The organism is Streptomyces chlorus, from assembly GCF_042655885.1.
In the GTDB taxonomy this organism is placed as follows: Bacteria; Actinomycetota; Actinomycetes; order Streptomycetales; family Streptomycetaceae; genus Streptomyces; species Streptomyces chlorus.
On record NZ_JBHSOA010000042.1, the window covers coordinates 201,805 to 220,371 of the forward strand.

Below are 18,567 nucleotides of genomic sequence, written 5' to 3' on the forward strand. Positions count from 1 at the left end.
CCCTGTAATCAAGTTTCAAGGCCACTGGCGCGCCATAGCGCGCTGATGTGCCATCACAGCTGCCCCTGTCAGCCGCAGGCCGGCAAGGAGGGGTACCCCGGTCGAAAGCGAGCAACGAAACGTCATGTCCGAACAGCCAACACCGACCGCTGAAACGCAAGCCGCGGGGTCTGGTGCAGCCCGCAAGCTGGTCGCCGTCCTGCTCGGGCTGACCGCCGCGGTCATCCTGATGCTGTGCGCGTTCGCCCTGCCCAGTATCAACAGCGGCCCGCACAACATGCCCGTCGGCGTGACGGGAGCGGAGCAGACCACCCAGGCACTCCGGCAGAACCTTGACGGCGACCAGTGGGACGTCATCGCCTACGACGATGCCGACGCCCTCGCCTCCGCGATCAAGGACCGGGACGTCATAGGCGGGCTCGCCGCCTCCGCCACCGGGATCGAGGTCTACACGGCCACCGCCGCATCGCCCATGGGCAGCAGCGCCCTGACCGGGCTGGGCAACACGCTCGCCGCGCAGCAGCAGTCCAAAGCCACCGTCCATGACCTGGTGCCCTACCCCGAGGACGATCCCCGGGGTGCCGGATTCTCCGCCGCCGGATTCCCCATGATCTTCGGAGGCATGATCCCGGCCGTCCTCCTCGCCCGCCTCTTCCCCGGCCACACCGGCCTGCGCACCCGCCTCACGGGCGCCGTGCTGTTCTCGCTGCTCGCCGGGGCCGCCGTCACCGCGTTCCTCCAGTACGGAACCGGATCCCTCGCCGGTGACTACTGGTTCACCGCGCTCGGTCTCAGCCTGGGGATGGCCGCCCTCTCCATGACCTTCATCGGCCTGGAAGCACTCGTCGGCTTCGCCGGCCTCGGCCTCGGCGCCGCCGTGATGATGTTTCTCGGCAATCCCCTGTCCGGCCTCGCCACCGGCCCCCACTGGCTCCCGGACGGCTGGTCCACCCTCGGCCAGATCCTGCCGCCGGGCGCCGCCGGCAGCCTGCTGCGAGCGAACGCCTACTTCGACGGCATAGGCGCCATGAGCCCGGCACTGACACTCGCCGCCTGGGTCACCCTCGGCCTGATCCTCATCCTCATCGCCGACCGACGAGGCGCCAAGACCACCCTCACGGCCACGACCACGACCGAAACAGCGCCGACCCCGGCCTGATCTCCCTTCCGAGCACGCGACCGGCCTGCGAGGAAACGGCTGCGCCGACGCCCGGAACACGATGAGACACCAGAAGCCTCGCCGGCAACCGGCCGCCATGAGCATCCACACGTGACCAGCACTCACTCCGCATACAACTGGCCCCCGCACGACGCACCGGCGCCGGTCGGGGGCCGCTCACAGCTGAATTCAAGATGACGTCTCGCCTGCCGGCCGGACACAGGGCAGGCGACCTCGACCGGGTGGGGGACGAGAACGCCCTCACCCCTGCACCCGGGCGGCATTTAGATCTCCCGTGCGACATGGGAGTTCAGCTCATGCCCGGATGACTCCCCGGCCCCGGCCCCGGCCCCGGGCCTGTGCCCTGTGCCCTGGGATGAGCCGATGGGTTCTCCGGCATCTCTCGGCGGACGTGGTGCGGTCGCAATACAGCGGCCGGCCCGCGAACACCTCGGCGAGCACAGCCGAACGCCTCACCGCCATAGCGACACACCTGACCACAGCACAGGCACCACCACCGCACAACTGACTGCGAACGGGCCTTCGGGAGCGCTCTCCTCGGCTGCCGCAGCACTCCGGACGGCTTCGACGTCAACCGCAGCACCCGCCCCGCCCTCCGAGCAACGAGTCGAGACCGAGGGTTCCACAGAGCGTGACCAACGGGCCGATGCACATGACACTCCATCAAAATCAGCGTCGGATGAGCGTCGGAATGACTCCTCACTGTCCCCGCGAAGATCGGTGCAGCGGACCCTTCATCCAGCATGTTCTCCACAGAACCGCAGGTCAGAGGCGTTCGTCAGTCAGGTGACAGGTTTCACGTCATGCCCACCCGGAAACAGGTCGGCACAGCCCGTCAAAGACCGGGCACGCCAGAGAAAACACAGGTCAGAGGCTCTTCCTCGCGGGTTCGAGAATCGCCACGCACTCCACGTGGTGCGTCATCGAAAAGATGTCGGCCCGAGCAAGGAACGGAAAAGGCGAGGTCAGGGGAGGTTTCATGGCTCGCTGTCTTGCGTGGGGAGGCCGAGAGCGTCAAACGAGCGTCATGGCCGAATGCCTCTTCGGCCTGCTCGCGGACAGCAGGGCTGCAACGAGTAGACCACCCGGCGACGCAGGCGTCGGCAGGGCATGGTCCGACCGCTGCTCGGTACGTGCGAGTCCAGGTGAGAGGTGCAGTCGCCTCTCACCTGGACTCGCACGTACCGACCGTCGTACTCGGCCTCAGCGGGCGACGGTGGCGAGCGCCGCGGCGTACTCCTCGTCGGTCACCGGTTCCAGCCACGTGGTGCCATCGCCGTCGGCGTCGCCGACGACTATGGCGATGTGGGCCATGAGAGTGGTGTCGGTGCCTCCGTGCCAGTGCTCCTCGCCGGGCGGGCACTTGACGGTCTGCCCGGCGCCGACCCGTACGACGTCGCCTTCGCGGGTGCCGACGAGGCCGACGCCGTCGGTGATGTAGAGGGTCTGGCCGTTGGCGTGCGAGTGCCAGTCGGTGCGGGCGCCGGGGGTGAAACGGACCAGGGCGGTCGCCAGCCGGGCCGGTTCGACAGGGGTCTCGATCATGTTGAGGTAGACGTCGCCGATGAAGCGCTCGGCGGGGGCCTTGGCGGTCGGGGTCTGCGTGATGTGTTCCACGGAAGGTGTCCCTTGCTGTGCTGATGCGGCGGGGGCGGTGTACCGGTGTCAGGCGCCGCGCTCGTCGGTGAGCTTCTTTAGCTGGTTGATCGCGGTCATGGCGTTGGGCCAACCGGCGTAGAAGGCCAGGTGGGTAATGGCCTCGGACAGTTCTTCGACGCTCAGGCCGTTCTCCAGCGCCACGCCCAGGTGGTAGGGCAGCTGCTCGCTGCGGTACAGGGCTGCCAGGACACTGACGGTCACCAGGCTGCGGTCGCGCGGTGAGAGTCCGGGGCGCTCCCAAATGTCGCCGAAGAGCACCTCGTCGGTGACCTCGACGAGCTTGGGCGCGATCGCTTCCAGCTCCTTCGGGGCGGACTGCTTGGGCATGATGTCACTCCTTGCTGCGTATCGGGGCGGCTTCACGGAGGCAGCCGCTCGCCGACTCTGTGGTCACTGGGCGACGTAGCCGCCATCGACGGGCAGCGCGACACCGACCACGAAGCCGGCGCCGGGGCTGCACAACCACAGGACGGCCTGCGCGATCTCGTCGGCGGTGCCGAGCCGGTGGATCGGCTGATTCGCTTCGGCCTCGGCGCGGTCGAGTTCTCCCTTGGCGATCATGTCGCTGACCATGGGGGTGTCGATGGTGCCGGGGCAGATCGCGTTGATGCGGATGCCGCGCGGGGCGTACTCCAGGGCGGTGCTGCCGGTCAGGCCGATCACGCCGTGCTTGGAGGAGTGGTAGGAGGCGCGGCCGGGGAGGCCGACCAGGCCGCCGAGGGAAGAGCAGTTGACGATGGCGCCGCTGCCCCGGGCGCGCATGTGACGCAACTCGTGCTTCATGCTCGCCCAGATGCCGCGCAGGTTGATGGCGTGGACACGGTCGAACACCTCGGCCCCTTCCTCGGCGGCGTCGGCGGGTGGGATCTGGATGCCGGCGTTGTTGTAGGCCATGTCCAGGCGTCCGAACGCCTCCACCGTGCGGTCGACAGCGGCGGCGACCTGGGACTCGTCGGCGACGTCGCAGGTAAGGGCAAGCGCCCGGTGGCCTTCGCCGGTGAGCTGCCGTACCGCCGCGTCGAGAGCGGCTTCGTCGATGTCGGCGAGGCCGACTGCGGCACCCGCCTCGGCAAAGGCGCGGGCGGTGGCCAGGCCCATGCCGGAGGAGGCTCCGGTGACGAAGGCGACCTGGCCGGTGAAGTCGTACGTGGGGTTCATTGGGGCTTTCCCCTTTCCGTGCGGCGTGTACGGACGGCGGGCGTACGGGGCGGTACGCCGAGTGGGTGTGAGGGCCGGGTCAGGTCAGGGGTCCGATGGTGACGCGGTCGGCGGTGGCCAGCCGGTCGAGGTCTCGGCGGTCGTCGAAGTGCCCGAGGACGACCAGGCCCGGGGACGCCTCGCCGTCGCGGTAGAAGAGGGCCAGGTTGCGCCAGGGCGCGTAGTGGGCCAGGTCCCCTGCCCGGGGGGTGGGCGCGTCCGGCGCGCCGGAGGTGTCCAGTTCCCTCCGGAGGTCGGCGACCCTCTCGGTCCGGTGGAAGTCCTCCAGGTCGAGGGAGAGCGGGAGCAGCGCGGCGAAGTCACGGGCGGCGGGGCTGTCGTTCAACGTGGCTCGGACCGGGCGACCGTCGAGGGTGAGCTGGATACGCACGACGCTGCTCCTGTCGGACGGTGTGGCGGGCTGGGTGCTGGTCGTCCGGGGTCGCCCGGAGGAGGTCGCCGGGGCAGAGGGGTCGATGGTCTGCCCGCTGCCGGAGCAGGCTGTCAGGGCCAGCAGTCCCACGGCCGCCGAGATCGCCGGCAGGACCGGCCCAAGGCGCACGCCCGGAGGGGACGCCGGAGACATGTCCATCACCCTTCCGTCACTCGGGCATCGGCTCGGCGTAGTGGCGGAAGCCGTCCCGCTCGGTGTGCAGGGCGTACAGGCGCTCGGCCAGCACCTGGGGGCTGCTGTGCTCTGCGTCGGGCCGGATCACGCCGGGGATGATCAGTTGCGCGGCGTGGATGTTCTCGGCGGCGAGCGCGTCGTGGAGCATGCGGGCGTAGGCGCTCTCGGCGGCGAAGGCGATCGAGGTACCGGCCCGCTGGGGGTGCGGGCGGACCGCGCTGCCGCCGTTGACGAAAAGAAGGGTGCCGCGACCCAGGTGCCGCATGCCGGGCAGGACCGCGTTCACACAGTTCACCGGGGCTTTCAGGGAGAAGGCGAGCGGGTCCTCCAGGTCGTCGGCGGTGGTGTCGAGGACCGGTTTCATGAAGTCGGCCCGCGGCACCGGGCTGTACTGCAGGATCTCCACCGGCCCGAGTGTCTCGGCGGCGTCCTGGAGGGCGCCGGTGAGCGCGGCCGGGTCCAGGACGTCCGCGGGGAAGCCGCGGGCTTGGATGTCGTCGCGGCGGAGCTCATCCGTCAGGTGCTCGAGGTGTTCGGCGCTGCGGGCGATCAGGGCGACGCCGTGGCCGGCGGCGCCGAAGCGGCGGGCGGTGGCCAGTCCGAGGCCGGGACCGGCACCGGCACCGGCACCGACACCGACACCGACACCGACGAGAACGTACGTGGTCACGCTGGGGTCCTCCTCAAGCGGGCCGGGGCCGGGCGTCCGGCCCCGGGGAACGGGAACGTGGGGGGGTCAGGGCTTGAGGAGTGCCTTGATGGCGCGGCGCTCGTCCATCGCCTTGTATCCCTCCGCGACCTGGTCCAGGGGAAGGGTGAGGTCGAAGACCTTGCCCGGGTCGATCCGGCCGGTCACGACGCTGTCGATGAGCTCGGAAAGGTAGCGGCGCACGGGGGCGGGGCCGCCGCGCAGGCCGACGTGGGAGAAGAACAGCTCCTGTCCGTCGACGGCGACGTCGTGGGGGACGCCGACGAAGCCGACGTTGCCGCCGGGGCGCGCGGAGTGCAGGGCCTGCTGCATGGCCTGGGTGGTGCCGACGCACTCCAGCACGCTGTCGGCGCCGATGCCGTCGGTGAGGTCCTTGATCCGGGAGATGCCCTCGTCGCCCCGCTCGATGACGATGTCGGTGGCGCCGAACTCCCGGGCGAGTTTCTGCCGGGACTCGTGGCGGCTCATCGCGATGATCCGCTCCGCACCCCTCTCCTTGGCCGCGATCACGGCGCACAGGCCGACCGCACCGTCGCCGACGACGACGGCGGTCGAGCCGGGCTTCACTTCGGCGGCGTCGGCGGCCCACCAACCGGTGCCCATGACGTCGGAAACGGCCAGCAGACCGGGCCACAGCCCCTCGGACGGCACCTCGTCCATGGCCACCAGAGTGCCCTGGGCGTTGGGGATGCGGACGTAGTCGGCCTGGCAGGTGCTCATGAACTCCCGGTGCACGCAGTTCGACTGAAAGCCGTTACGGCAGTTCGCACAGGTGTTGTCCGAGGTCGCGAACGAGCCGACGACGAATTGGCCCGGCTTCACGGCCGTGACCTCGGAGCCGACCTCCTCGACGAAACCGACGTACTCGTGCCCCATCGGATGGGCATCGCCGATCGGCTCCAGACCGCGCCAGGCCCACAGGTCGGACCCACACACGCAGGTGACGGCCGTACGGATGATCGCGTCGGTCGGGTGGAGGATCTTCGGGCCGTCCAGCGTCTCGAAGCGGACGTCACCGGGGGCGTGGATCACTGCGCCGCGCATGAGGGGTTCCTTTGCGTACGTGAGTCCGGACCGCTCCGTACGGTCCGCGTGCGACCGGCCCCGAGACACGAGACGTCTGTGCACCGGGGTCGGGCGGCCCCGTCCCCGCCGACGGACAGCCGGGACCAGCACCACGTTCTCCAGGTAACCGCCGTTCATCGCGGGCGGCCAGTCACGCTCAATGGGTGTACCGGCAGTACATCCCTCCCGCGGCCCGCTGGGCGTACGGTCGACGGGTGGACAACCAGCAGGAGGTCCGCGAGTTCCTCACCTCGCGGCGAGCCAAGATCACCCCCGAGCGGGCCGGACTGCCCACCGGCCCCCGGCGCCGCGTCCCCGGCCTGCGCCGCAGCGAGGTCGCGGCCCTGGCCGACATGAGCGTGGAGTACTACGCCAAGCTCGAACGCGGCAATCTCGCCGGTGTCTCCCCCGCCGTCCTCGAATCCGTCGCCCGCGCTCTCCGGCTCGACGACGCGGAACGCGCCCACCTCCTCCATCTGGCGCAGGCCGCCGACGGCTCCGACGCCCTCACCCGCCCCCGGCGCCGGCGGCCCGCCCGTCAGTGGTCCCCGCACCGCAGCCTGCGGTGGACGCTCGATGCGATCACCGCCGGCCCAGCGTTCGTCCGCAACGGCCGCATGGACATCCTCGCCGTCAACGCGCTCGCCCGGGCCTTCTACAGCGACGTCTACGCCACCACCAACCAGGCGAACCTCGCCCGCTTCACCTTCCTGGACCCCGTCTCCCGCCGCTTCTACCCCGGCTGGGACCTCGCCGCCGACGTCACCGTCGCGATCCTGCGCACCGAGGCCGACCGCAACCCCCACGACAGGGATCTCCACGACCTCGTCGGTGAACTGTCCACCCGCAGCGACGAGTTCCGCACCCGCTGGGGCGCCCACAACGTCCGCCACCACGGCACCGGCACCAAGAACTTCCACCACCACGCCGTCGGCGACCTCACCCTCGCCTTCGAAGGACTGGAAATGGCGGCCGAACCCGGCCTCACCCTCACCATCTACACCGCCGAACCCGGTTCACCGTCCGAAGAGGGCCTGCGCCTGCTCGCCTCGTGGGCTGCGACGCAGGAAATCCTCGCCCGCCGCCCCCTGGACAGGTGACCTCGCCTCCGCTCCGTATCAGCGGTCCCGGAGGGATACGAAGCCCGGTTCAGGGGGCGGGGAAGGCGACACCGGCGCCCGCCTGCTCCAGGCACTGCCTGAGGCGCCGGAGGTAGGTGTCGAAGTCCTCGTCGGCCTTCCAGCTCTGGTAGGCGGTGCCGGAGGCCGCGAGCGCCAGGTTCAACTGCAGGATCGCGGTCAGGGCGTCGTCGCCGTCGCTCTGGGCCAGGATCCAGTTCTGCAGGTCGGTCCGCAGCTGGTCGCCGGATGCCTGGCCGGCCCGGGCGAGCGCCGGCGTCTGCCTCTTGAGCCGTCGCATCAGCGGCATGCGGTCGCGCAGGCCCTCGTTTACTTCGATCATGACAGCGGTCGGTGCGTTCCAGAGCGGCTCGCCCGGGGTGCGGGCTTCCAGCAAGGCGAGCCGACGTTCGCGGGCTTCGGGGTCCTGGTCGAAGACGACGGCTTCCTTGCCGGCGAAGCAGTCGAAGAAGGTGGCCCGCGACACAGTCGCGGCGGCGAACACAAGACGCCAGGCGACATCGGCGATGACGCCCGCGGGGTGACCACCGGGTAGAGAAGTGCCGTACGCGACTCCGGCGTATGCGTCGGGACGGCCAGAGCCTCAAAGCAAGCGTCATCCGAGCGTCAAGAAACTCCGAAGGAGGTCTGAAATCGAAGCGTATGCAAGCGTTGCCGCCATGAAACCGCAGGTCAATCGCCCTCAGGGGCAGTCGGTCCGCTCGACCCGTTACATGGAGGGAAACAGGTCGAGCGACCGACCCGGGCCGCAAAACCGCAGGTCAGGCCCCTTTTGCGACAGGTTCCAAAATCGCCACGCACTCCACGTGGTGCGTCATCGAGAACACGTCACACCGGAGGGGACTGAGCAAAAGTGCAGGTCAAGATGGGGTTGAGCCTCATTTCCACACCCCGGGAAACGCCATCAGCGTCAAACGAGCGTCACGGGTCGCGAGAGCGGCGAACGGCGGCTCACCACCAACCCAAGCAAGCAAGCAAGGGCATCCACCCCCACACCGGCCAAACCACCCCACCATGAGGGAGGATCGGAGGTAGGATAGGTAGCATGACTGAGCCCACCGGCAAGTACTCGATCACCATGCCGCGGGATGTCGCCGAGGCCGCCCGCGACCGTAGCGGTCCCTCCGGCCTCTCCGCCTACGTCGCCGCGGCCGTCGCCCGCCAGATCGAACGCGACAACCTCAACGAGCTCATCACCGTCGCCGAGGCGGAACACGGCCCCGTCACCAACCACGAGATCCAAACCCTGCGCGACCAGCTCCACCAGGCACGACGCGAGCAGTCGCAGCACGCAGCAGACGCCGCGTGACCCGCTCCCCCGCCGCCACCCCAGGCGGCACCCTCGTCCTGGACAGTGAAGGACTGGCCAAGGCCGTCCTCCGCGACCGCACGGTTACCGCCTGGCTCTCTCTCGCCCGCGCCGACGACCTCCGGGTCATCACTTCTGCAGCCACTCTCGTCGAGGTCATCCACCCCCGGATCAACCGCCCGGCGCTGGAATGGACGCTCTCCCGTCTCGTGATCGAGCCAGTCACCGACCCGCTCGCCCGCCATGCCGCCACGCTCCTCTCCGATGCCGGTCTCCATGGCCACAAATACGCCATCGACGCCATACTCGCCGCGACCGCACTCGCCGCCCCCAGCCCCACCATCGTCCTCACCTCCGACCCTGAGGACCTCACCGCGCTCTGCGGGACACGGGTCACCGTGATCAAGATCTGACGGGAGCCGCCCAGCTTTCCGCCAGGGCCAGGAGTCCGGTCGCACCAAGCCGCTCAGGCAGACGACGACTACCAGTAGGACGGGAGCTTTCTTATGTCAAGCCCCGAGTTCAGAGCTTGGTCATGGTCGTGGATCACAGTGGATCGGTGCCGGGGTCTGATGACGGTGCCATCGTGGTGCCATGGACGCACAAGCCATCGCGGAACTGGATCTGGATCTTGCCGAGTTCGCCGACGTTGTCTTCAGGTACGTCGTCTACCGGGGGCAACGCGACTATGGACAGCAGTATCTGCGTGGGTTGCTGCTACAGGGTGGACGCAAGTCGGTGGCGCCGATGGCGGAGCGCCTCGGCCTGCCCCGGCAGAACCTCGGCCACTTCATCGGGCAGTCCTCCTGGGACTACCGCGACGTGCAGCGACGGGTAGCCGCCCGGGCCGCGCGGGTGCTGGGACCGGCGGCGTGGCTGATCGACGATCACCCCTTCGTGCGCTACGGGGACGGCACGGCCGGGGCGATGGTGCAGCACTGCGGCGACCGGAACCAGCACCTGTGCCAGGTCGCCGTCTCGGTCCACGCGGTGTCCCGGCGGGGCTCCTCCCCGCTGCACTGGCGGCTGTTCCTGCCCGCCTCCTGGGCCGAGGACCGCACCCGCTGCGCGAAGGCGGGCGTGCCCGCCGATGTCGGGCACCGCACCAAGCAGGCCCTCGCCCTCGACCTCCTCGACGAGCCGGCCGACTGGGGCCCGACCCCGCCGGTGGTGATCGCCGACTGCGACCACGGGAACAACGTCGCCTTCCGCAGCGGGCTGACCGCCCGGGGGATCCCCTGGCTGGTAGCCGTCACCGCGGACACCGTCGTCCTGCCCGCGACCGGCCGGCCCGTCAGCGTCTGGGCGCACCGGCGGCCGAGCCTCAAGGTCGACCAGGTCGCCGCCGAACACCGCTATCGCGCCCGCCGCTTCGTCTACCGCCCGAAGAGCAAGGACCATCCGGCGCGCTCCGGCTGGTTCGTCGCCGTTCCTGTGCACATCGCCGGGATCATTGAGCGGGGCCACGTCTCGCGGACCACCCCGGATCGGATGCTGCCCCGGCGCACCCTGCTGGTCCAGTGGCGTCACAGGCGCGGCGGGGACGTCTTCCGCTCATGGATCACGGACCTGCCCCCCGACATCCCGCTGTCCGTGCTGGTCAGGCACGCCACCAGCCGCCGGCACATCGAGACCGACTACCGGGAGATGGAGCAGGCCCTCGGGCTGGGCGACCTCGAGGTCCGCAGCCACCTCGGCTTCCACCATCACGTCGCCCTGGTCTCCGCCGCCCACCTGTTCTGCCTGGAGGCGCGGCTCAACCCAAAAGGCCGACACGTGGTCTGAGTCTGTATCGGGTCGTCATCGCGCTCCGGGCCGCCCTCATCGCCACCCTGTGGCGTTGCCCAGCCTGCTTCCGGCCTCGCGATCATGACTTACGAGATCCACAACCATGACCAAGCCCTGTTTCGAGGGGATTGACAGTACGGACACTCAGCTTGACCAAAGAGTGGCCTGTCGTCCCGTATCCTCCTGTCCCCACGCCCCAGGAAGACCTTCAGAGAAGGTGGAACGGCGGAACCACTTCGACCACGGCGAGAAGGGGCGGTCGACTGTACGGCAGGGACTGGGTCGTGAACCAGCCTCCGCACGGCAAGTCATGCCGACGGGCCGTCCCCGAGGTGGGCTCGCCAAGCTCGGCGGGATCGATGCCGAGGTTCGCCATCTCGACGAGCTGATCGGCGATGGTCTTCACTTCGTCGCGGACAAGCTGCGGATAGCTGATCTCGTCCTCGGCGTGGAAGGCGTACTCCCATACCCAGAGGTTGTCGAAGCTCACCGAGCGTCCGCCTCGTGCAGGCCCACCTCGACTGCCGCACTACGACGGATGCGGCTGATTTCCGCGGCGATCGTCCGTGCCTCGTCCAGGCTGGTAACCCTCGCCGCACGCGCCTCCAGGTCACGGAGCCGGGCGAACGTCTCCGGCCTGCGGGCTATGGCCACCTCCACGGCCCAGCCCTGCACGAAGTTCCGCAGCGGCGTCGCGGAGACACTGAGCCGGGCCTTGGCCGTGGCAGCCACCCGCGCCTCGTCAAACCGGGGAAGCAGGTCCGGCGCGACCTGCGCAAGGGCCGAACGGATCGCCTCCACCTGCATGGGCGGCTGCGGGGCATCGGCTGCCTCGTGCGCAGGCTCACTCATGCGTCGGCGCTCCTCTCCTGGACCTTGTCCCGACGAGCGTGCACCCATACCCCTGCCGTTATCAAGCGCACCCGTAAAACAACACCCGATCGAAAGCCCCCTGCCCTACCGAAAGCCGCAACGGCCAGAGCCGGCGACTCAGCACATGACCCTCTGTAATCAGATGCACTCACCAGGAGCAGGGCTTCACAGCACCCCGCAGGAGCACCGTTCCTGGTGGGCAACAGCTACCGCGCAGAGCCGCCGGCCCTCTGCCCACCGGCGGTCCGAGCGTCATATGAGCGTCAAGATCTTCTGCAAGTTGGCTCTCCTTCATCCCCCACACGAGTCTTGGCAGCGGAAAACCGCAGGTGAGGGACTGAGCTACCGTCCGACCTGTTGGACACGGCAAAACAGGTCGAGAGCCGACCCTGAACAGAGAACCTGCAGGTCAGGCAGCCTCCCGAGCAGGCTCCAGAATCGCCACGTACTCCACGTGGTGCGTCATCGGTATGACGTCGGTCTGTGCCGGTTATGGAAAAGCGCAGGTCACAGCAATCCCATCGATTCTCGCCCCGGCTTGTCGGCGTCCAGAGCGTCAAACGAGCGTCACGGCCGACAGCCTGCGCTTGCTCCTTGGCGACCGCGCCCGCGGTGCGCGGGCCATTGCGTGTTCAAGCCGGTCGACGAGGAGGCCGAGAAGGCCGACCGGACTCCACCGGCGCCATCCGTCGATGTGCCCAAATGTGTAGGTCGCCACACCGTCTGGTGAGTGCGACTCCCAAGGCTCTCGGCAGCAACCGGACCGTGGTCTACACCAGGGATAGGTCCCCGAGGTCATTCCCCTCTGGTCGGAGGGCTGGCCATAGGGACGTTCATCCCCAGTGTTCCTCCTGGTAGCGCAGGAGGTCATCGCCGTGGAGTTGCTTGGTGGCGTTGCCAACCCGGACCCAGAAGTCGGTGGCGCCGTTGCCACCCTTGGCGGGCTTGGCGAACACCGGCTTACCTGCCGCGGCAACGCTGATCTGACAGACGACATTGCCGGAAATCTCGGGGAAGCGTATGCGGACGGTGGTCGCTGTCGGGGTCGACAGGCTGCTGTCGAGGAGTTGGCGTACGAAGAGCTCATACCCGTCGACGCTGGCCTGCGACTCCAGAGTGGTGAGGTCGTTCTCGATGCCTAGGACGGTTCCGTCGTCGGCGACACCGATGAACAGGTTTCCGCCCTCGCCATTCAGGAAGCCGCAGACGGCCTTGACGATGTTGTGCCGTAGGGACTTGTCGGCCTGCCGGGTGTGCACGTTCCAGCGGGCGCTGGCCTTGAACTCGGTGCCCTGGGACTCGCCGGCGGCGATCATGTCGGCCGGGGTGGTTGGGACGTACGCAGGGCGTTCCCCCGTGAGGGTTTCGAACGCTTCCCGCACGACCTTGGCGATTAGCTGGCGCCGCCGTTCCAGGAAGGTTAAATAGTCGAGCTGTTCCCAGCCGACCGGAAGCGCGTGCCACCGTACCTGCCGCTCGAGCACCTCCGGGTCCATCGCGTCCGTGATTCTCGGCCAGTAGTCATGTGGTGCGTCGGTGTTGGACAGCTCGTCTGCCGGCCACGTCACGTAGGCCATGTTGGCGATGGCATTGACTTGGCGCCGGTCGGTGATACCCAGTCCGGCGAGCGCCTTGCGGTGGAACAGGTTGTCCCGGTCGACAGCCTTGGCGGGTTGGACTGAGGGGTCCAGCAGATCACGGATTCGTTGGTCGCCGAAGAGTATTTCGGCGTCGAGGATGTTGAGCGCCGCCTGGTAGGCGAACAGCACCGGTGAACGCGACGAGGATGTGTCCAGCCGGTTCGGCAGGGAGATGTCCCAGTAGTCGCCGGTGAAGTTCGCTGCGATGATCCGGTCGAGTTCCGCGGTGAAGGCTCGGCCGTCACCTGGCGGCAGACTGCCGATCCGTCCCAGGTCAAACTCCATCTGTGACTCCGGCGAGTTGGAGTACCGACCGGTGGTGTGCGCCATGAAGAACCACCGTCCGATCACGGGCCGGAGTTCATCGACCGTCAGTCCGAAGTCGTGGCGTCCGATCAGCCAGATCGTGTAGCTGTACAGCAGGGCGTTGTCGGAGGTGATCATCTTGCGACTGCGGAAGCCGGCCGCCGTGACGCACTGGAAGAACTCGTGCCAGCTGGTCAGGTCCAGGACCTTCGTGTGTGCTTGGGCGAGCCGGTCGAATTGCTCCTGCCGTCGAGCGGCGGTGACCTTGCCGGTTTCAAGGTCCTTTCCTCGTAGGACGCTATAGACGTGCTGCAGCCGGGCGCGCCGGAAGGCGACAGCGACGGCTACGCGCAGCAGTTGGTCCGGGCTGGGGTCCAGAAAGGCGTTTCGAGGGCTCGGACCGGGGAGTCCTGCGACCACCGCGCCGCGGCTGAAGTCTTCGAGCTGGCGGCGGCCCTTCTCCCAATGCACTGACATCAGGGTGAGGATGAAGTCGGACTGGTTGAGCTTCACGCCTTCGGAGTTGATGCGCACGAAGATGTCGGCGACCTGCTCCTCGTTGGCCGAAGCACCCAGCTCCACAACCTGGAAGCGGAACTCGTGCAGGTCCCGGACCCTGTCTACGCGTTCTTCGAGCTCATCCTTGGCAGCGTCCGACAAGGGCTGGCCGCTGGCCTGTTCGAGCCGTTGGAAGAACTGCCGGACGGTGGGCTTGTAACCACCTTGGGCCCAGAGCGCGGTGACGTCCGGAATGAAGTGGGCGTCACGCTCGATCGCCGCGTCCGTGACCTCGAACGTCTGGTCCTCCGGGTGGAACGCGATGCGAACGTTGATCTCGTCGAAAGACTTAGTGACGATCTTGCACCCGGTGAGGACAGCGAACAGGGCAGTGAGCCGCTGCTGTCCGTCAACGACCAACAGCTGAGGTGCCCGATCACCGGCTTCCGTTCCGATCTGCCGCGTCCCCACCTCAGCGCCGGTCTCCCAGAACATCAGGGTGCCGATCGGGTAGCCCCGATACATCGAGTCGAAGAGATCGCGGGTCTTCGCCGCAGACCAGACGAACGGGCGTTGAATGTCTGGTAATCCGATACGACCGCCTTCGATGTTCTCGATCAGGTGCCGGAGCGTGTAACCAGTGTCGCGATACAAAGTGGGTGGCACAGCCGAGGGCTCCTAACGTCCGAGGGCAACTGGTCGGCGGAAGCGGTCATGGCGTGGGAACAGCATCAGGTTAGCCTGCGTCACCCTGACCGAGCAGCAACGCTTCGGTCCGATGGTGATGCGGCTGGCCAACTCGCTCGCCTACGGAGGAATGCTGCAGGGCGGCAAACTGATCGCCAACGGCCACTCCTGTCCAGACCCGGCTCTACGTCATCGACAGCTGGGAGCGAATCCGGGCCGCAAAGGATGGCAGGTCCTTCACCCACCTCGCCTCGTTGGTAGGCACTCCCGGAGTACGGCGGCTGCGAGCGAGCCACCTGATCACTCCGCCGCACGAGAACGAGCGCGAGTTCGGCGTGTTCGGGAACGCGCTCGCCGACGTCCTGGCCCGGCACGTCGAGGTGACGGGCATCAACGACGAACTGACCTTCTACAGCACGTGCGAAGACGAGATCCGCGCGGCCCGCAGCTCGGTCTGGCTGTGGGCGTGGGTCTTGAACCGGGTGCGCAGCATCCTGCCGCTGCTGCGCGAGGCGGTCGGACGCGGCGTGCGCGTGACCGTCTTCATCCGCGACGGCACGGACCAGGCCCAGGCCCGTCCGAGTACGGCCGCTGCGGCTGCACCAGCATCGAACTGCGCCACCGAAAGAACGGCACCTGATATTGGCGCTGTTAACACACGGTCTGCAATACGGGACCGAACGGCCGGAGCAGCGCCTGGAACCAGGACATCAGGTAGGCGGGGGCAGGAGTTGAGGGACCGGACAACGCCCGCCCCGACTCAGGATTTCGCGAACTCACTGGCATCCCCGGCACCTTCTGTGGCAGGCTTCCGCGTGCCAGCAACGGGATCTCGCTCGTGGCCAGATCACCAGCTGCGCTTTAGCCAAGGAGTCCGCGGACGCACCCGGACCACCGGCTTGTCTCTCACCTCATCTTTCACGTAGCAGGCACGAGCCTGCGGCGGTGTTCCCTACCGTTCCCGCACTCGTTGCCCGCGCACCACTCGGAGGCTCAGCCATGCCGACACATTCCGCACCGTCGCATCTCTTCTTTCTGACCCAGCCCAAGGGTAACGGCGCCATCCTCTTCAGCATGCAGGGGACGCCCCGCGGACCGGAACTCTCAAAGATCGGGACGTTCGAGGATCGCGACGAATCCCAGCTGCTCGCCGCCACGCTCAACGCGGCTCTCCAGGGAGGAGCAGGCGCCCTCGCGAAGGTTCACCGGTGCTCGGCTTCCCTGCCTGGCCCCCTCAGGAAGGCGATCACTGACATCGCGGAGGAGATCGAGGACGCACATCGTGACGCTCCACGAGCCCGGGCTGCGCGCAGGGCCGCGCGGGCCGTCGCGGAGAACCTGGGACAGCCCAACGCGGCCGTGTTCTCGCTTTTCAGCGCATCCGACTGCGGGAGCTGCCGAAGCTGCGGCTGCACTGTGGCCGAGGACTGCGCGAAGTGCGCCATCTGCGACTCGTCCCCCCGGGGCCGCGGCTGCGGGGACTGCGGCGGCGTTGGGGTAACGCCCAGGACCGCATTCGTTCTCCATCAGCAGCTGAGGAACCTTGCGGACAAGACGTACCTCGCTGCTTATGACCCCGACTTCTGGGAACACAGCGTTCCGGTCAGCGCAGAGACCCAGTCGGACTGGTTCCTTCTTCACTGCGCTCGCGCGTACGACGACCTCGCGGCCGATCTGCTTGCCGACGGTATCCCGGAACCGCGCTGCCTGGTCGAGAGCGTGCTACTCGGCTACGCCGTGGAAGGCATCGGCGGGTTCAATATCGAATCCGTCCACGCGGACGAGGTCTACCAGACCCTTCCGGCCTCTCGGTTCGACTATGACTGGGATTTCCTCGCTAATGAGAGCGGGCTGCTCGACGTCAGCGACAGGGCGCACGACTTCCTGGAAGCAGACGTGGCCGAAGAAGACCTGTGGGACGAGTGGTTCAAGCCTTACACGGACGTCGAGCCCCGGGACACGACCCGCGGGTTCCGCTGCTGACGTTCGCCCGAACCCAAGCCATTGCCGGAACGGGCGTCCAGTCTGCTCGACTGGGCGCCCGCCCACGAGGTCCGCCTCGACATCAAATCCTAAGCCGCGTACGAGGAATCAGGGCGCACCCCGCTCAGACACACGACGGCGCGCACGTCGACGAGAACGAGACGGTCCTGCTGTCCGGCATCGCCGGCCTGATCACCTACACCTCATCGGCGTGGTGCTGATCGGGGCCTCCTTCTGATCCTCCGTGCGCCGCAACAAGCGGTTCGCGGATGCCGAGGAATCCGGCACGACCGAGAAGGCGGCAACGTCATCCGTGAGCTGATCATGTTTTGCCGGGCGGCAATCAATGACGAGCCATCAGAACGAGCGTCAACTGAGCGTCGATGCGGTCGGCCTCCCTTCGCACTGAGAGAAGGGACGACCGCACCGCCGTCCCGGTACGCCATCTAAAACGCCAGGTCAGACGGCGTTCGTCAGCAGACCACGCACTTCACGTGGTGCACTTCGGAAAACAGGTCGAGCAACCCGGCCAGACCTGAGCATCACAGGAAAAGCGCAGGTCAAAGCCCTTTTTCGGCGGGCTCAAGAATCGCCACGCACTCCACGTGATGCGTCATCGGAAACAGATCGAACGCCCGCAGCGTCCGCACCCGGTACCCCCCGTCCCGGAAGTACGCCAGGTCCCGTGCCAGCGCGGCCGGGTCGCACGCCACGTACGCGATCTTCCGCGCACCCAGGGACGACAGGTGCTCCACCGTCTTGCGTCCCGCTCCCGCGCGCGGCGGGTCCAGGACGATGAGGTCGACCTCGGTGATGCCGGTGCGGGGCAGGACGGAGTCGACCTTGCCCTGCTCGATGCGGACGCGGGGGAAGTCGGCGAGGTTGTGCTGGGCGTCCTCGACGGCGCGCTTGCCGGACTCGATGCCGAGGACCGCTCCCGCGTCGCCGACCCGGTCGGCGAGGGCGCCCGCGAACAGGCCGGCACCGCAGTACAGGTCGAGGGCCATGTCTCCCTTGCGGGGCAGCAGACCCTGCATGACCGCGGTGACCAGGGTGTCCGCCGACTTCGGGTGGACCTGCCAGAAGCCGCCGTTCGCGACCCGGTGGGTGCGGCCGTCCGCCCGTTCGCGGACGAAGGGGCGGCCGTGGACGCGGTGGACCTGGCCGGAACGTTCGTCGATGCGCAGGACTGAGACCGGGCGGTCCAGTTCGACCAGCGGCAGGCGCGCGCCCGGCTTCGGGGTCAGGACGACCTGGCGGTCCTGGGAGCCCGTCGCGGCGATCGCCTCGACGGAGTCCATGCCCGTCCAGTCCCGCTTCTCGATGCCGAGTTCGCTGACGCCCTCCGCGGCGATCATGCAGTGGTCGATCGGCTCGACCTCGTGCGAGCGGTGCCGGCGCAGGCCCGCGCGGCCGTCGGCGGTCACCGCGTACTGCACGCGTGTACGCCATGCCGGGACCTGGCCGGCGGGGAGCTTGTCGCCCTCGGCGGGCACGACCGTGCCGTCCCAGCCGGCCTCCTCGGGCGTGAGCCCGGCGAGCCGCTGGAGCTGCTCGGCGATGACCTCGCCCTTGAGCCGGCGCTGGGCTCCCGGCTTGGCGTGCTGCCAGTCACAGCCGCCGCAGCGGCCGGGCCCGGCGTACGGGCAGGGGGCGTCGATCCGGTCCTTGGAGGCGTCCAGCACCGTCACCGCGTCCGCGCGCAGGAAGCTGGCACCCTCCTCGCCCTCGGTCACCCGGACGACGACCCGCTCGCCGGGCAGCGCGTGCCGGACGAACAGCACCTGGCCCTCGGCCGTACGGGCGACGCAGTGGCCACCGTGGGCGACGGGGCCGACCTCGACCTCGTACTCCTCCCCCACCAGCGATTTTCTCGGTTCTGCCTGCATGGCGGGGTGACTCCACA

18 protein-coding genes are annotated in these 18,567 nt (G+C 68.3%); 6 read left to right on the forward strand and 12 right to left on the reverse strand.

Translation table 11 applies throughout. The annotated features are described in order from the left end of the window. The first annotated feature begins 124 nt into the window (after positions 1-124). Positions 125-1,159, forward strand: a complete 1,035-nt coding sequence (locus ACFPZI_RS20130; RefSeq protein WP_381364789.1) for a hypothetical protein — start codon at positions 125-127, stop codon at positions 1,157-1,159. A gap of 1,224 nt (positions 1,160-2,383) precedes the next feature. On the opposite strand, the gene ACFPZI_RS20135 is transcribed toward ACFPZI_RS20130, so the two are convergent. The 6 genes from ACFPZI_RS20135 to ACFPZI_RS20160 form a co-directional block, all read right to left on the reverse strand. Beyond that, the gene (locus ACFPZI_RS20135; protein ID WP_381364790.1) at positions 2,384-2,797 is read right to left on the reverse strand and encodes a (R)-mandelonitrile lyase; all 414 of its coding nucleotides are present in this window, start codon (positions 2,795-2,797) and stop codon (positions 2,384-2,386) included. A 48-nt stretch (positions 2,798-2,845) separates the two neighbouring features. Next, positions 2,846-3,166: a carboxymuconolactone decarboxylase family protein gene (locus ACFPZI_RS20140; RefSeq protein ID WP_381364791.1), complete on the reverse strand. Its 321-nt coding sequence runs from the start codon at positions 3,164-3,166 to the stop codon at positions 2,846-2,848. 63 nt (positions 3,167-3,229) lie between these two features. Next, entirely contained in the window at positions 3,230-3,997 is a 768-nt protein-coding gene (locus ACFPZI_RS20145; RefSeq protein ID WP_381364793.1) for an SDR family NAD(P)-dependent oxidoreductase, read from the reverse strand. Between the two features lie 79 nt (positions 3,998-4,076). Further along, entirely contained in the window at positions 4,077-4,598 is a 522-nt protein-coding gene (locus ACFPZI_RS20150) for a cyclophilin-like fold protein (RefSeq protein WP_381364795.1), read from the reverse strand. A 40-nt stretch (positions 4,599-4,638) separates the two neighbouring features. Next, complete coding sequence (locus tag ACFPZI_RS20155) at positions 4,639-5,334, reverse strand: SDR family NAD(P)-dependent oxidoreductase (RefSeq protein ID WP_381364797.1); 696 nt, start codon at positions 5,332-5,334, stop codon at positions 4,639-4,641. A gap of 66 nt (positions 5,335-5,400) precedes the next feature. Continuing rightward, the gene (locus tag ACFPZI_RS20160) at positions 5,401-6,417 is read right to left on the reverse strand and encodes a zinc-dependent alcohol dehydrogenase family protein (RefSeq protein WP_381364799.1); all 1,017 of its coding nucleotides are present in this window, start codon (positions 6,415-6,417) and stop codon (positions 5,401-5,403) included. Positions 6,418-6,653: 236 nt separating this feature from the next. On the opposite strand from ACFPZI_RS20160, the gene ACFPZI_RS20165 reads away from it, so the two are divergent. Beyond that, a complete protein-coding gene (locus tag ACFPZI_RS20165; RefSeq protein ID WP_381364800.1) occupies positions 6,654-7,538 on the forward strand; it encodes a helix-turn-helix transcriptional regulator in 885 nt (294 codons plus the stop codon). A 49-nt stretch (positions 7,539-7,587) separates the two neighbouring features. Here the strand turns inward: ACFPZI_RS20165 and ACFPZI_RS20170 are convergent, their stop codons facing one another. Further along, on the reverse strand, positions 7,588-8,043 hold the full coding sequence (locus ACFPZI_RS20170; RefSeq protein WP_381364801.1) for a TetR family transcriptional regulator: 456 nt from the start codon (positions 8,041-8,043) through the stop codon (positions 7,588-7,590). A 579-nt stretch (positions 8,044-8,622) separates the two neighbouring features. Here ACFPZI_RS20170 and ACFPZI_RS20175 point away from each other — a divergent pair. The 3 genes from ACFPZI_RS20175 to ACFPZI_RS20185 all read left to right on the forward strand — a co-directional run bounded on the left by ACFPZI_RS20175 (position 8,623) and on the right by ACFPZI_RS20185 (position 10,671). Continuing rightward, positions 8,623-8,886: a CopG family transcriptional regulator gene (locus tag ACFPZI_RS20175; RefSeq protein ID WP_381364803.1), complete on the forward strand. Its 264-nt coding sequence runs from the start codon at positions 8,623-8,625 to the stop codon at positions 8,884-8,886. Then, positions 8,883-9,299: a PIN domain-containing protein gene (locus tag ACFPZI_RS20180; protein ID WP_381364805.1), complete on the forward strand. Its 417-nt coding sequence runs from the start codon at positions 8,883-8,885 to the stop codon at positions 9,297-9,299. The genes ACFPZI_RS20175 and ACFPZI_RS20180 overlap by 4 nt, the downstream gene beginning before the upstream one ends. Before the next feature lie 181 nt (positions 9,300-9,480). Then, entirely contained in the window at positions 9,481-10,671 is a 1,191-nt protein-coding gene (locus ACFPZI_RS20185) for an IS701 family transposase (protein ID WP_381364807.1), read from the forward strand. 211 nt (positions 10,672-10,882) lie between these two features. Here ACFPZI_RS20185 and ACFPZI_RS20190 read toward each other — a convergent pair whose 3' ends face one another. The 4 genes from ACFPZI_RS20190 to ACFPZI_RS20205 form a co-directional block, all read right to left on the reverse strand. After that, the gene (locus ACFPZI_RS20190; protein ID WP_381364809.1) at positions 10,883-11,164 is read right to left on the reverse strand and encodes a hypothetical protein; all 282 of its coding nucleotides are present in this window, start codon (positions 11,162-11,164) and stop codon (positions 10,883-10,885) included. Beyond that, positions 11,161-11,526 carry a hypothetical protein gene (locus tag ACFPZI_RS20195; RefSeq protein WP_381364811.1) on the reverse strand — a complete coding sequence of 122 codons (366 nt, stop codon included), beginning with the start codon at positions 11,524-11,526 and terminating at the stop codon, positions 11,161-11,163. Before ACFPZI_RS20195 ends, ACFPZI_RS20190 begins: the two co-directional genes overlap by 4 nt. 854 nt (positions 11,527-12,380) lie before the next feature. Further along, positions 12,381-14,657, reverse strand: a complete 2,277-nt coding sequence (locus ACFPZI_RS20200; RefSeq protein WP_381364812.1) for a GmrSD restriction endonuclease domain-containing protein — start codon at positions 14,655-14,657, stop codon at positions 12,381-12,383. 430 nt (positions 14,658-15,087) lie between these two features. Then, positions 15,088-15,300, reverse strand: a complete 213-nt coding sequence (locus ACFPZI_RS20205) for a hypothetical protein (RefSeq protein WP_381364814.1) — start codon at positions 15,298-15,300, stop codon at positions 15,088-15,090. A gap of 452 nt (positions 15,301-15,752) precedes the next feature. On the opposite strand from ACFPZI_RS20205, the gene ACFPZI_RS20210 reads away from it, so the two are divergent. After that, on the forward strand, positions 15,753-16,661 hold the full coding sequence (locus ACFPZI_RS20210) for a hypothetical protein (protein WP_381364816.1): 909 nt from the start codon (positions 15,753-15,755) through the stop codon (positions 16,659-16,661). A gap of 560 nt (positions 16,662-17,221) precedes the next feature. Here ACFPZI_RS20210 and ACFPZI_RS20215 read toward each other — a convergent pair. Continuing rightward, positions 17,222-18,550: a class I SAM-dependent RNA methyltransferase gene (locus ACFPZI_RS20215; RefSeq protein WP_381364818.1), complete on the reverse strand. Its 1,329-nt coding sequence runs from the start codon at positions 18,548-18,550 to the stop codon at positions 17,222-17,224. Positions 18,551-18,567: the final 17 nt, after the last annotated feature.